Origin of the sequence: Pseudomonas sp. A-RE-22 (assembly GCF_019956035.1) — a bacterium.
Classification (GTDB): domain Bacteria; phylum Pseudomonadota; class Gammaproteobacteria; order Pseudomonadales; family Pseudomonadaceae; genus Aquipseudomonas; species Aquipseudomonas brassicacearum.
Window position 1 is genome coordinate 39,172 of record NZ_JAHBCZ010000036.1, and the last position, 12,852, is coordinate 52,023.

At 59.9% G+C, this 12,852-nt stretch carries 13 protein-coding genes; 8 read left to right on the forward strand and 5 right to left on the reverse strand.

Going from position 1 to position 12,852, the window contains the following annotated elements; translation table 11 throughout:
- Window positions 1-4 precede the first annotated feature (4 nt).
- Window positions 5-1,243, reverse strand: coding sequence for an MFS transporter (locus KGA89_RS18760; protein WP_003205791.1), 1,239 nt, complete (start codon window positions 1,241-1,243; stop codon window positions 5-7).
- Between the two features lie 483 nt (window positions 1,244-1,726).
- On the opposite strand from KGA89_RS18760, the gene KGA89_RS18765 reads away from it, so the two are divergent.
- From KGA89_RS18765 to KGA89_RS18775, 3 genes are read left to right on the forward strand one after another with little or no spacing between them, the layout of a single operon-like run.
- Complete coding sequence (locus KGA89_RS18765; RefSeq protein WP_003205789.1) at window positions 1,727-3,163, forward strand: cytochrome ubiquinol oxidase subunit I; 1,437 nt, start codon at window positions 1,727-1,729, stop codon at window positions 3,161-3,163.
- 3 nt (window positions 3,164-3,166) lie between these two features.
- Window positions 3,167-4,174: a cytochrome d ubiquinol oxidase subunit II gene (cydB, locus tag KGA89_RS18770; RefSeq protein WP_003205787.1), complete on the forward strand. Its 1,008-nt coding sequence runs from the start codon at window positions 3,167-3,169 to the stop codon at window positions 4,172-4,174.
- Window positions 4,175-4,185: 11 nt separating this feature from the next.
- A complete protein-coding gene (locus tag KGA89_RS18775; RefSeq protein ID WP_003205785.1) occupies window positions 4,186-4,350 on the forward strand; it encodes a DUF2474 domain-containing protein in 165 nt (54 codons plus the stop codon).
- Window positions 4,351-4,390: 40 nt separating this feature from the next.
- Here KGA89_RS18775 and KGA89_RS18780 read toward each other — a convergent pair whose 3' ends face one another.
- A complete protein-coding gene (locus KGA89_RS18780; protein ID WP_013694248.1) occupies window positions 4,391-5,530 on the reverse strand; it encodes a methyltransferase in 1,140 nt (379 codons plus the stop codon).
- A 182-nt stretch (window positions 5,531-5,712) separates the two neighbouring features.
- Window positions 5,713-6,426 (reverse strand): autoinducer binding domain-containing protein, encoded by a 714-nt coding sequence (locus KGA89_RS18785; RefSeq protein WP_223472249.1) that lies wholly within the window; start codon window positions 6,424-6,426, stop codon window positions 5,713-5,715.
- Window positions 6,427-6,719: 293 nt separating this feature from the next.
- Here KGA89_RS18785 and KGA89_RS18790 point away from each other — a divergent pair, with 293 nt between their 5' ends.
- Window positions 6,720-7,496: a ferredoxin--NADP reductase gene (locus KGA89_RS18790; protein WP_003205780.1), complete on the forward strand. Its 777-nt coding sequence runs from the start codon at window positions 6,720-6,722 to the stop codon at window positions 7,494-7,496.
- A 56-nt stretch (window positions 7,497-7,552) separates the two neighbouring features.
- Here the strand turns inward: KGA89_RS18790 and mscL are convergent, their stop codons facing one another.
- Window positions 7,553-7,966, reverse strand: a complete 414-nt coding sequence (gene mscL / locus KGA89_RS18795; RefSeq protein WP_003205779.1) for a large-conductance mechanosensitive channel protein MscL — start codon at window positions 7,964-7,966, stop codon at window positions 7,553-7,555.
- 282 nt (window positions 7,967-8,248) lie between these two features.
- On the opposite strand from mscL, the gene katB reads away from it, so the two are divergent.
- From katB to radA, 3 genes are all read left to right on the forward strand, one after another.
- Window positions 8,249-9,790 carry a catalase KatB gene (gene katB, locus KGA89_RS18800; protein WP_028237291.1) on the forward strand — a complete coding sequence of 514 codons (1,542 nt, stop codon included), beginning with the start codon at window positions 8,249-8,251 and terminating at the stop codon, window positions 9,788-9,790.
- A gap of 152 nt (window positions 9,791-9,942) precedes the next feature.
- A complete protein-coding gene (locus KGA89_RS18805) occupies window positions 9,943-10,491 on the forward strand; it encodes an ankyrin repeat domain-containing protein (RefSeq protein WP_003205776.1) in 549 nt (182 codons plus the stop codon).
- 42 nt (window positions 10,492-10,533) lie between these two features.
- Entirely contained in the window at window positions 10,534-11,901 is a 1,368-nt protein-coding gene (gene radA / locus KGA89_RS18810) for a DNA repair protein RadA (protein WP_003185644.1), read from the forward strand.
- 208 nt (window positions 11,902-12,109) lie between these two features.
- Here radA and KGA89_RS18815 read toward each other — a convergent pair whose 3' ends face one another.
- Window positions 12,110-12,466, reverse strand: coding sequence for a PilZ domain-containing protein (locus KGA89_RS18815; protein WP_223472250.1), 357 nt, complete (start codon window positions 12,464-12,466; stop codon window positions 12,110-12,112).
- Between the two features lie 157 nt (window positions 12,467-12,623).
- On the opposite strand from KGA89_RS18815, the gene KGA89_RS18820 reads away from it, so the two are divergent.
- Window positions 12,624-12,852: carbon starvation CstA family protein (locus tag KGA89_RS18820; protein WP_290369182.1), on the forward strand; the 229-nt coding region annotated here is incomplete at its 3' end.

Here is a 12,852-nt window from a genome sequence, read left to right on the forward strand (position 1 = left end):
GCCACTAGGCTTTTGCTTCTTCCACCAGTTCGTGCATCCGGTCACGGTTGGCCAGGGTCGGGAACAGTTTGATCCAGGCCCCGGTCACCAGCAGCGTGCCGACGCCGCCCATGACCACCGCCGGCACGGTGCCGAACCAGTGGGCGGTGAGGCCGGACTCGAACTCGCCCAACTGGTTCGAGGCGCCGATGAACAATCCGTTCACCGCGCTGACCCGGCCGCGCATTTCATCCGGTGTTTCCAGTTGTACGAAGGAGGCGCGGATCACCATGCTGATCATGTCCGCCGCGCCCAGCACTACCAGCACCGCCAGGGAAAACCAGAACGAGGTGGAGAGGCCGAATGCAATGGTGGCGACGCCGAACACGCCCACCGCTGTGAACATCACCCGGCCGACCTTGCGCTCCACGGCAAACCGCGCCAGCCACAGCGACATCAGCAAGGCCCCGACCGCCGGTGCCGACCGCAACAGGCCCAGGCCCCAGGGACCGGTGAGCAGGATGTCCTTGGCAAACACCGGCAGCAGCGCCGTCGCGCCGCCGAGCAACACCGCGAACAGGTCCAGGGAGATCGCCCCGAGAATGTCCGGGCGACTGCGAATGAAGCGAATCCCGGCCAGCAACGAATCCAGCGTCGCCTTGCCTTTGTTCAGCGGTGTCTGTCGGGCGGGCAGGTTGAGCATCAGGCCGCAGGCGATGAGGTAAAGCAGTACCGTCGGCCCGTAGACCCAGACACTGCCAAAGGCATAGAGCAAGCCGCCGAGTGCCGGGGCGACGATGGTGGCCGACTGCTGGGCCGATTGCGCGGCGGCCACGGCACGGGGAAACAGCGCAGCCGGCACGATGCTCGGCAGCAGCGCCTGGGTGGTCGGCATTTCGAAGGAGCGGGCGGCGCCCAGCAGGAAGGCGAGGATGAAGATCATCTCCCGCGTGACGTTGTCAGTGGCGCTGCCGATCACCAGCGCCAGGGCAATCATGGCCTGCATTGACTGGCAGATGGCCGCCACCTTGCGGCGGTCATAGCGGTCGGCCACATGCCCGGTGTGGAGCATGAACAGCACGCGCGGGGCAAATTCCACCAACCCCACCAGGCCGAGGTCCAGGACGTTGCCGGTCAGTTGATAGAGGTTCCAGCCGATAGCCACGGTGAGCATCTGGAAGCCGCTGGCGGTGAATATCCGCGCCAGCCAGAAGGCGATGAAGGGGCGATGGTGGCGGAGCAGCAGCGGCGCTTGGCTGGGCATCTATGACGGGTCCGGTGATGAAGGCATCGAGATTATCACCGAGCTGTAACTGGAAGTTGCGGTGGCGGAAAAAATAGTTAGCCAAGCATCGATCTTCCACATAGCACCTTTTTTGTGGCGAGGGGATTTATCTGTGGGAGCAAGGCTTGCCCGCGATGGACGCGACTCGATTTCTGAAAGACCGCATCGCCTTCATCGCGGGCAAGCCTTGCTCCCACATATCCCCTCGCCTCAGTCAGCACTGGGACAACCTGTCACGCGACAAACGACCACGCCGTTCATCGACGAGAATGCGGCTACTCTTTGATCATTGCTTGATCCAGATCAATACCTTTCGGGGTGTTGGGCTGGCGGCCATCCGGCCAGAGTCCTGCGTTGTGACGGTTATAAAAAGAACGATTTGAAAAGCATCGCACTCCATATCCCTGGGGATTGTGATGCAGGCCCCGCCCGCAGCCGGTTTTACCTGACAGAGGAAGACTTATGTTCGGTTTGGAGGCGCTTGATCTCGCCCGAATCCAGTTCGCGTTCACCATCTCGTTCCACATCCTGTTCCCGGCCATCACCATCGGCCTGGCGAGTTACCTGGCGGTACTCGAAGGCTTGTGGCTCAAGACCCGCGATGACACCTACCGCGACCTGTACCACTTCTGGTCGAAGATCTTTGCGGTCAACTTCGGCATGGGGGTGGTGTCCGGGTTGGTCATGGCCTATCAGTTCGGGACCAACTGGAGCCGTTTCTCGGACTTCGCTGGTGCGGTGACCGGACCGTTGCTGACCTACGAGGTGCTCACGGCGTTTTTCCTCGAGGCGGGTTTCCTGGGCGTGATGCTGTTCGGCTGGAATCGCGTTGGCCGCGGCCTGCATTTCTTTTCCACGGTCATGGTGGCGATCGGCACCCTGATCTCGACCTTCTGGATCCTGTCCTCCAACAGCTGGATGCAAACCCCCCAGGGCTACGAAATCATCGACGGCCGGGTGATCCCGGTGGACTGGCTGGCGGTGGTGTTCAACCCCTCGTTCCCTTATCGATTGCTGCACATGTCCACCGCAGCGTTTGTCGCCACGGCGTTCTTCGTCGGCTCGTCGGCGGCCTGGCATTTGCTACGCGGCCGCGATAACCCGGCCATCCGCCGGATGCTGTCGATGGCGATGTGGATGGCCTTGCTGGTAGCTCCGATACAAGCGGTCATCGGCGACTTCCATGGCCTGAACACCCTCAAGCATCAACCGGCGAAAATCGCCGCCATCGAGGGCCACTGGGAAAACGTCGGCAATGAACCGACCCCGCTGATCCTGTTCGGTCTGCCAGACATGAAGGCGGAAAAGACCAAATACGCCGTGGAAATTCCTTACCTGGGCAGCCTGATCCTGACCCACAGCCTGGACAAGCAGGTGCCGGCCCTCAAGGAGTTCCCGCCGGAGGACCGACCGAACTCGACCATCGTGTTCTGGTCGTTCCGGGTCATGGTCGGCCTTGGGTTGCTGATGATTTTCACCGGCCTGTGCAGCCTGTGGCTGCGCCGTAACGATCGGATCTATCAGTCCCGGCCGTTCCTCTACATGGTGCTGTGGATGGGGCCGTCCGGCCTGGTCGCGATCCTGGCCGGCTGGTTTACCACGGAGATCGGCCGCCAGCCGTGGGTGGTCTATGGCTTGATGCGCACGGCCGATGCGTCGTCCGGCCACAGCTTCGCCCAGATGAGCATCACCCTGGTGTTGTTCGTCGTGGTGTATTTCGCGCTGTTCGGCGCCGGCCTGAGCTACATGATGCGTCTGGTGCGCAAGGGGCCGGAGGCCCACGAAGCCGAGCCGAGCGATGGTGGCCCGGGCCAGAAACGTACGCCGGCCCGGCCATTGTCGGCCGCCGATGACGGCGACGACATGGACCATAACGAACGCTCGAACAAGGGGAATTGAATCATGGGTATTGATCTTCCGCTGATCTGGGCCGTGGTCATCATCTTCGGCATCATGATGTACGTGGTCATGGACGGCTTCGACCTGGGGATCGGCATTCTCTTCCCCTTCGTCAAGGGCGAGCGCGACCGCGACGTGATGATGAACACCGTGGCACCGGTCTGGGACGGTAACGAAACCTGGCTGGTGCTGGGCGGTGCCGGGCTGTTCGGGGCGTTTCCGCTGGCTTATTCGGTGGTGCTTTCGGCGCTGTACCTGCCATTGATCCTGATGCTCATCGGCTTGATCTTCCGCGGCGTGGCCTTCGAGTTCCGCTTCAAGGCCAAGGCTGAGAAGCGCCACCTCTGGGACAAGGCATTCATTGGCGGTTCGCTGACGGCCACCTTCTTCCAGGGTGTGGCGCTGGGGGCGTTCATCGACGGCTTCGAGGTGGTCAATCGCCAGTTCGCCGGTGGCTCCCTGGACTGGTTCACGCCATTCACGATGTTCTGTGGCCTGGCGTTGATCGCGGCCTACGCGTTGCTCGGCTGCACCTGGTTGATCATGAAGACCGAGGGCAAGCTGCAAGAGCAGATGCATGACCTGGCCCGGCCGCTGGCGTTCGTGGTGCTGGCGGTGATCGGCATTGTCAGCATCTGGACACCGCTGGCCCATGCAGACATCGCGGCCCGCTGGTTCACCTTGCCGAACCTGTTCTGGTTTCTGCCGGTGCCGATCCTGGTGCTGGTGACCATGTACGGATTGTTCCGCGCCGTGGCGCGCAACGCCAACTACACGCCCTTCATCCTGACTCTGGTGCTGATCTTCCTCGGCTACAGCGGCTTGGGCATCAGCCTGTGGCCGAACATCGTGCCGCCGTCCATCTCGATCTGGGACGCCTCGTCACCGCCCCAGAGCCAGGGCTTCATGTTGGTCGGCACGCTGTTCATCATTCCGTTGATCCTGGTGTACACCTTCTGGAGCTACTACGTGTTCCGCGGCAAGGTGACCCATGACGACGGCTACCATTGAGGGCGTCGAGCATGGCCAAACCTGACTTGAAAGACATCGAGGCCGCCGAACGCAAGCCACTCTGGCAGCGGCTCGGCTGGCTGGCGCTGATCTGGGCCGGCAGTGTGCTGGCGCTGTTCATTGTTGCCAGCCTGATGCGGATGTTCATGAATGCCGCAGGGCTGACCACCCACTGATTTCTCTGTGGGGGCAAGCTTTGCTCCCACAGGGGACGATTTATTTGCGGGCTTTGAGGATCACGAATTTCGGCGTGGCGGCCACTTGCTCGACACCGCGGAACAACCGCGCCAATTTGCTGTGGTAACCCAGGTGCCGGTTGCCGACGATGTACAGCGCGCCGCCCACCACCAGCGCTTCGCGAGCCTGCTGGAACATCCGCCAGGCGAGGAAATCGCCCACCACTTGCTGCTGGTGGAAGGGCGGATTGCACAGCACCACGTCCAGTGACTGCGCCTCTTGTCCGGCCAGGCCATCACCGGCCCGCAGGGTCACTTCGCGTTCGCCCAGGGCCGCACGCCAATTCTCGGCGGCCGATTGCACGGCCATATACGACTCGTCCACCAGGGTGTAGTGGGCCTCGGGGTTTTGCAGGGCACTGGCGATGGCCAGCACGCCGTTGCCGCACCCCAGGTCCGCGACCCGTGCCGTCCCGAGGTTTTTCGGCAGATGTGGCAGGAACGCGCGGGTGCCGATGTCCAGGCCTTCGCGGCAGAACACATTGGCGTGGTTGAGCAGCTCGATCTTCGGCTCGTCCAGCCAGTAACGCGTGGGGTAGGGCGATACGATCGGCGCACTGCCTTGTGAAGAGCCAGGTTGTGGCGTGGCAATCAACAGCCGTGCTTTTTTCACCGCCAGGGAGGCTTGCACCGGGCCGATATACCGCTCCAGCAAATCGCCAGCGGCCCGGGGCAGGTGCTTGATCATGGCCCCGGCAATCACTTGGGCGCCTGGCGCGAGTTGGCCTTGCAGGCGAATCAGCTGTTCCTCCAGCAAGGCCAGGGTTTTCGGTACTTTGACCAGGACGCGATCGAACGGGCCGGTCAGCGGCTCGCTGGCAGGTAGCGTCGGCACCGCATCGAAGGAGCGGCCGTTGCGCACCAGGTTTTTCTCCAGCGCCTGCAATGCCAGGAAGGAGTCACCGCTGCTGGTTACCAGGACGTTGCCCGCCAGGCTGGCGGCCAGGGCGCCGAAGCTGTCATTGAGCACCAGGACCCGAGTCTGCGCGCTCGGCTGTTGTTCGGCCAGGTACGCGAGCAGGTATTCATCGGCCGCATCGAAGGCTTGCAGCGGTTCGTTCTGCTGTTCGGGTTGGCGGATCAGGTCGAGTTGGGCGAAGGGGCTGTCGAGCAGGGGCATGGCTGGGGACTCTGGAGATCAACGAATGTCCCGCTGCCTGGAGATAGGTGTCTGTGCGGGACCGCCTGAATGAACTGCGTCGCGTGCAAGAAGCGGCATCATCCAAGTGGAACCGTAAATGGTACGTTTTTTTGTTGCACATTACTCGCGGGTTTTTCAGCCCGGCGCTGTCACTCCACTGTTCAGATCACATGGATCTGGGCGGCTTTTGCCACCGCTGAAATTTTATTGCTGACGTTCAGTTTTCGCATGCAACTGCACACATGGAAATTCACGGTCCGTTCGGAAAGACAGAGAATCCTGCCCACTTCCGACGCCGTCTTGCCTTCGGCAGACCACCTCAACACTTCGATCTCTCTGGGTGACAGGTGGCATTTGGGCTGGATTGCGAGGGCGTCAGACAATTTTTTGCTGGCGAGTGCATGCAGCCTTTGACTGGCGAAGATGGCATAGCCGAGATTTGCATAGTGTTCCTCGATATCGATGGGACAGTGGCTCCGTGCGAGGCTGAACAGGCTGCAATGTGCGCCCTGTTCATCATGAACGGACTGGGTCCAGCCGTACTTGAGTCCTTGTCGATTAAGTTCTCGCCATAACTTGGGGGCTTGAGCAAAGACAGTCTCATCCCACAAGATGGGGAGTGGTGATTGATTGCAATGTGCTACTAATGGATCGTTCGACGCATAGCCATTTTGTTCATAAAGTCTGTCCCATCCATAAGGGTAGTTATTCAGGTTCACTTTGCTGGTGTGCTTGTCGGGGCTTCCTAGATAGGCTGCAAATGCGCAATATTCAAATCCCTGATTATTAAAGAAATTCAGAACCAGACGATAGGCCGTCTGCAGGTCCTTTTCGCAGGATAGCTTCCTCAATAACAAGTCTTTCCACTTGTCCATCGCTCTCTCCTGGGTTTGATTCGTTCATGCGGATCCAATCCATGATGCGAAATTTGAGTGTAGGACTATTCTTAATTTGTAGTGAGTTTTTTTTAGTTTGCTTACATTCTGAGATGTTTAAGGAACTGAACTTTTTAGTTGGCTATTTTTACAGTTCTGTGAGGTTTGTATAAGTTAGGTAAAAGATTTTGTTGGTCAGACGTTGTTTGTGGCTAAAGTGCCATTACTCGTCATCGGTGGTGAAGACGCTCGCTTTGCGGGACACTGCAAGTCTCGTCCCATTGGAGTGGCTCATGACCGACAGCGCAGAGAAGTTCAGCCGCCAAACCCTGCTCGATGTCCAGCCGTTGACGCCTCATTTGTTTACTTTGCGCACGACCCGGGACCGCGGTTTTCGTTTTCGGGCGGGTCAGTTTGCCCGGCTGGGGGTCGTCAAGGCGGACGGGACCGCCGTCTGGCGGGCGTACTCCATGGTGTCTTCGCCGTTCGACGAGTTCCTCGAGTTCTTTTCCATCGTGGTTCCCGATGGCGAGTTCACCAGTGAGCTTAGCCGCCTGCGACCGGGTGACGAACTGTTGGTGGATCGCCAGGCTTTCGGCTATCTGACGCTGGATCGCTTTGTCGATGGTCGGGATTTGTGGCTGTTGTCCACCGGGACGGGGGTGGCGCCGTTTCTTTCTATCCTCCAGGATTTTGAGGCCTGGGAAAAATTCGAGCGGATCATCCTGGTGTACAGCGTGCGCGAGGCGCAGGAGCTGGCGTATCAGGCGCTGATCAAGGAGCTGCCCCAGCGCGACTACCTGGCCGAGTACGCTCATAAGTTTCATTTCATTGCGACCGTCACCCGTGAGCAGCATCCGGGGGCGCTCAGTGGGCGGATCACCACGCTGATCGAAAATGGCGAGCTGGAGCGGGCGGCCGGCGTAGCGCTGACGCCGGAGCATTCGCGAGTGATGCTGTGCGGCAATCCGCAAATGATCGATGACACGCGCAAGCTGCTCAAGGCCAGGGGGCTGCAACTGAGCCTGACCCGTCGGCCGGGGCAGGTGGCGGTGGAAAACTACTGGTAGGACTGTGGCGAGGGGATGAATCCCCTCGCCACAAGAGGCGTCAGTGACTGACTGCCTCAGGGCCGCTCGTTCTGGGCCTTGAGTAGATCGCGAATCTCACTCAGCAGCAGTTCTTCCTTGGTCGGAACAGGAGGCGCGCTGGGGGCTACGGCTTCTTCGCGCTTGAGGCGGTTGATCGCCTTGACGCCCATGAAAATGGCGAACGCCACGATGATGAAGTCGATGGTGCTCTGGATGAATTTACCGTAGGCCAGTACCACGGCAGGCGCATCACCCTGGGCGGCCTTGAGGGTGATGGCCAGGTCACTGAAGTCCACTCCACCAATCAGCAGGCCGATGGGAGGCATGACCACGTCGCCAACGAATGACGAAACGATTTTGCCGAAAGCGGCACCGATGATGATCCCGACGGCCATGTCGACGACATTGCCTTTGACCGCGAAGGCCTTGAACTCGCTTAGCACGCCCATGAGCTATTCCTTGTAACAAATGAAAGATGAGTGGCAGTGTAAATCAGCCCAACGAGTCCTGCTCGAAACGCCTGCTTACAAAGCTTCAGTTATCGACCTGGCCTTGGGTGAAAAGTTTTCAAAGTGCCATCAATCGCGCGTGATACGCGGTTTCAGCCTGGCGCCCCACAACGTTTTTTCTATCGATGCGGTACGGCATTTCTATTTAGGTTTTCCTTTTTCGAGCACTAGCCTCTGGATGGCGCACATGGATGCGCTCTATAACATCAGAGGAACACGCCTATGAACACTTCCCTTGGCCACGGGGCTTATTCCCATCGCCGCGCTTTTTTTGTGCTGACCGCGAGCCTTTTGTCCTTGTCTGTCAACGCGGCCACCCTGACCCGGGACAATGGTGCGGCTGTCGGCGACAACCAGAACTCGCAAACGGCAGGCCCCAATGGCCCGACCTTGTTGCAAGACGTGCAGTTGATCCAGAAGCTCCAGCGCTTTGACCGTGAACGCATCCCCGAGCGCGTGGTGCATGCACGTGGGACCGGCGCCCACGGCACCTTCACGGTTTCCGACGATCTCAGCGACCTGACCAAGGCCAAAGTCTTTGCCGCAGGCCAGGTCACACCAGTGTTCGTGCGTTTTTCTGCCGTGGTGCACGGCAATCATTCGCCGGAAACCCTGCGCGACCCCCGTGGTTTCGCCACGAAGTTCTACACCGCCGACGGTAATTGGGACTTGGTGGGTAACAACTTCCCGACCTTCTTCATCCGCGATGCCATCAAGTTTCCGGACATGGTCCACGCCTTCAAACCCGACCCGCGGACCAACCTGGACGATGATTCACGCCGCTTCGATTTCTTCTCCCATGTTCCAGAATCGACCCGCACCCTGACCGAGTTGTATTCCAACTCCGGGACACCGGCCAGTTACCGTGAGATGGACGGTAACGGTGTACATGCCTACAAACTGGTTAACGCCAAGGGTGAAGTTCATTACGTGAAGTTTCATTGGAAAAGTTTGCAGGGGCTGAAAAATCTCGATCCGAAAGAAGTTGTGAAAGTTCAAGGCCAAGATTACAGCCATATGACAAATGATCTGGTGAATCATATTAATAAGGGCGACTTCCCGAAATGGGACTTGTACATCCAGGTGCTGAATCCACAGGACCTTGCCAAGTTTGACTTCGACCCACTGGACGCGACCAAGATCTGGCCGGGTGTGCCTGAGCGAAAAGTCGGGCAAATGGTCTTGAACCGCAATCCGGCGAATGTTTTCCAGGAAACCGAGCAGGTCGCCATGGCACCGGCCAATCTTGTACCGGGTATCGAACCTTCCGAGGATCGTTTGCTTCAGGGGCGAGTATTTTCCTACGCTGACACGCAGATGTACCGCCTGGGTGCCAATGCCCTGCAACTGCCGATCAACGCCCCCAAGGTGGCGGTGAACAACGGTAACCAGGACGGTGCGATGAATCCAGGCAGCACCAGCACCGGCGTGAACTATCAGCCGAGTCGCCTGACGCCGCGTGAAGAACCGCAAGCGGCACGCTACAGCCAGACCGCGCTGAGCGGCAGCACCCAGCAGGCGAAGATCCAGCGCGAGCAGAACTTCAAGCAGGCCGGTGATTTGTATCGTTCGTTCAGCAAGAAAGAGCGTGATGACCTGATCGACAGCTTCGGCGGCTCTTTGGCGACCACCGATGACGAGAGCAAGCACATCATCCTGTCGTTCCTCTACAAGGCTGACCCTGAGTACGGTACTGGCGTGGCCCGTGTCGCCAAAGGTGACTTGGCCCGGGTCAAGGCCCTGGCGGAAAAACTGACTGACTGATCCACAGCCAGGCAGGTGCATGACCTGTGGGAGCAAAGCTTGCTCGCGATACAGGCGCTGGGGTCTGAAACCGGACTGAGTCGTCTGCATCGCGGGCAAGCCGTGCTCCCACAACCATGCCCCCACAGTCATCTGCCAGAGGAGACGTCATGATGCGCAGATTTCTTTTATTGATGCTTGCGACCTGGTCACTGGGCGTACTGGCCGATCAGCCAATACCCACCGAACCGGCCGCCGTACAAGAACAGTTGCAAAACTACTACTTCGACGCCGCTCGCCGCGGCGATGTGCCGATGCTCGAGACTTTTATCGAGGCCGGTTACTCGCTCAATACCCAGGATGAAAAGGGCTACACCGCGCTGATTTTGGCGGCTTATCACGGCCACGGCCCGGCGGTGGAGCGGCTGCTGGCCGCTGGCGCCGATGCCTGTGCCCAGGACAAACGCGGTAACACGGCGCTGATGGGCGCCATTTTCAAGGGCGAAGTGCAGATCGCCCGTCGTTTGCTGTCCACCGATTGCAGCCCGGACCAACGCAACGGCGCCGGGCAGACCGCGGCGATGTATGCCGGCCTGTTCAAACGGGATGAATTGCTCGATGCCTTGAAGGCCAAGGGCGCCGATCTGCAGGCCCAGGACCCGTTGGGCAACACTGCGGTGGATCTGGCGAGGGGTGAAATCAGAATGCCGGCCCCGCGTTGACCTCCGCGTGGGCTATCATCGCGGTTTTTACCCGGAGTTCAGATGGCCAAGGCAAAGCGCATGTACGGCTGCACCGAGTGCGGCTCGACCTTTCCCAAATGGGCCGGCCAGTGCAGCGAATGCGGGGCCTGGAACACCCTGACTGAAACCATGGTGGAAAGCGGCGGCGCGGCGGCACCCACCGGTCGCACGGGCTGGGCCGGTCAGCAGGCGCAGATCAAGACCCTGGCCGAAGTCAGTGTCGAAGAAATCCCGCGTTTCTCCACCGCATCCGGTGAACTGGACCGCGTGCTGGGCGGCGGCCTGGTGGACGGTTCGGTGGTGCTGATCGGCGGCGATCCGGGCATCGGCAAATCCACCATCTTGTTGCAAACCTTGTGCAACCTCGCCACCCGCATGCCGGCGCTGTATGTCACTGGCGAAGAGTCCCAGCAGCAGGTCGCCATGCGCGCCCGGCGCCTGGGCTTGCCCCAGGACCAGTTGCGGGTCATGACCGAAACCTGCATCGAGACCATCATCGCCACGGCGCGCCTGGAAAAACCCAAGGTGATGGTGATCGACTCGATCCAGACGATTTTCACCGAACAACTGCAATCGGCCCCGGGCGGTGTGTCCCAGGTGCGCGAAAGCGCGGCGTTGCTGGTGCGCTACGCCAAGCAGAGTGGCACGGCGATTTTCCTGGTGGGCCACGTTACCAAGGAAGGCGCACTGGCGGGGCCGCGGGTGTTGGAGCACATGGTCGATACCGTGTTGTATTTCGAAGGCGAATCCGATGGGCGCCTGCGTTTGCTGCGGGCGGTGAAGAACCGCTTTGGCGCTGTCAACGAACTAGGTGTGTTCGGCATGACCGACAGAGGTCTGAAAGAAGTCTCAAACCCTTCGGCGATCTTTCTGACGCGTGCCCAGGAAGAAGTCCCCGGTAGCGTGGTCATGGCAACGTGGGAAGGCACTCGGCCGATGCTGGTCGAAGTGCAAGCGCTGGTGGACGACAGCCACCTGGCGAACCCGCGCCGGGTCACCCTGGGCCTGGATCAGAATCGGTTGGCCATGTTGCTGGCGGTGTTGCATCGACACGGCGGGATTCCGACTCACGACCAGGACGTGTTCCTCAACGTCGTGGGTGGGGTCAAGGTGCTGGAAACCGCGTCCGACCTGGCGTTGATGGCCGCGGTCATGTCCAGCCTGCGCAACCGGCCGCTGCCCCACGACCTGTTGGTGTTCGGCGAAGTCGGGCTGTCGGGTGAAGTGCGGCCGGTACCCAGTGGCCAGGAGCGGCTCAAGGAAGCGGCCAAGCACGGCTTCAAACGCGCCATCGTGCCCAAGGGCAACGCGCCGAAGGAAGCCCCGCCGGGGTTGCAGATCATTGCCGTGACACGCCTGGAACAGGCGTTGGATGCGTTGTTCGAATAACCCTGGCAATTGCGCAAGGACTGTATGTGGGAGCAAAGCTTGCTCGCGATGCAGGCGACTCGATTACCGATCGTTCCCGCGCTCTGCGTGGGAATGCCGCCAGGGACGCTCCGCGTTCCGATTCTGGAGTGTGACGCAGAGCGTCACGGGATGCATTCCCACGCAGAGCGTGGGAACGATCAAATACTGGAGGCTGGAGCAGGGCTGCTCAGATCTGGATCAACGCCCCCAACTCCCGCTCCAACTCGTCATGGTCGCCCACGTTCAGCTCTACCAGCCGGCGTAGGTGTGCGATGGAGTCCAGGTCAATGTGCTCGCAGGCGAAGCCCAGGTGACCATGGTCATCATGGGCCAAACGAACTTCCATTTTGATCTCGGCATCAGGGCTCAAATGAATATCGGCCATGAAGGGGCGCTCGATATCGCCAAGCCAGGGTTCGGGTTTCTTGATCAGCAACCCCTTGAGGGACAGATCCAGCAACTCTACCGGCCAGATGAACGGGCCCTGGCTCAGCTCGGTCCTGGCATTGAAGTCAACTCGTACGAAGCGGCGACGTTCGCTCATTACGCATTCCCTCTGGAGATTCACTGACTATAGACCCAACTGACGGGGCATCGTCACCGTTCGGCTGCTGACAAACGAACGTCGAGTATGGCCTTTGCCCGGGTTAGCGCTAAACTCCAATGGCTATCTTTCTTGTCACCCTGGCTGGAATATAAAAATGAAAAACAATAATAGCCTGCTGCGCCATCTACCCTGGCTACTGCTGGCCGTCGTGGGAGCGTGCGCCCTGGGCGTCGTGGCATTGCGTCGAGGCGAGGCGATCAACGCCCTCTGGATCGTCGTCGCAGCCGTGGCCATCTATCTGGTCGCCTACCGCTACTACAGCCTCTTCATCGCCAACAACGTGATGCAACTCGATGCGCGCCGGGCTACTCCCGCCGTGCTCA

Coding starts and splice junctions, on each gene's coding strand:
- KGA89_RS18760 (WP_003205791.1), bottom strand. CDS start 1,243: ATGCCCAGCCAAGCGCCGCTGCTGCTCCGCCACCATCGCCCCTTCATC.
- katB (WP_028237291.1), top strand. CDS start 8,249: ATGAACACTTCCCTTGGCCACGGGGCTTATTCCCATCGCCGCGCTTTT.
- radA (WP_003185644.1), top strand. CDS start 10,534: ATGGCCAAGGCAAAGCGCATGTACGGCTGCACCGAGTGCGGCTCGACC.
- KGA89_RS18780 (WP_013694248.1), bottom strand. CDS start 5,530: ATGCCCCTGCTCGACAGCCCCTTCGCCCAACTCGACCTGATCCGCCAA.
- KGA89_RS18765 (WP_003205789.1), top strand. CDS start 1,727: ATGTTCGGTTTGGAGGCGCTTGATCTCGCCCGAATCCAGTTCGCGTTC.
- KGA89_RS18775 (WP_003205785.1), top strand. CDS start 4,186: ATGGCCAAACCTGACTTGAAAGACATCGAGGCCGCCGAACGCAAGCCA.
- KGA89_RS18805 (WP_003205776.1), top strand. CDS start 9,943: ATGCGCAGATTTCTTTTATTGATGCTTGCGACCTGGTCACTGGGCGTA.
- KGA89_RS18815 (WP_223472250.1), bottom strand. CDS start 12,466: ATGAGCGAACGTCGCCGCTTCGTACGAGTTGACTTCAATGCCAGGACC.
- KGA89_RS18790 (WP_003205780.1), top strand. CDS start 6,720: ATGACCGACAGCGCAGAGAAGTTCAGCCGCCAAACCCTGCTCGATGTC.
- mscL (WP_003205779.1), bottom strand. CDS start 7,966: ATGGGCGTGCTAAGCGAGTTCAAGGCCTTCGCGGTCAAAGGCAATGTC.
- cydB (WP_003205787.1), top strand. CDS start 3,167: ATGGGTATTGATCTTCCGCTGATCTGGGCCGTGGTCATCATCTTCGGC.
- KGA89_RS18785 (WP_223472249.1), bottom strand. CDS start 6,426: ATGGACAAGTGGAAAGACTTGTTATTGAGGAAGCTATCCTGCGAAAAG.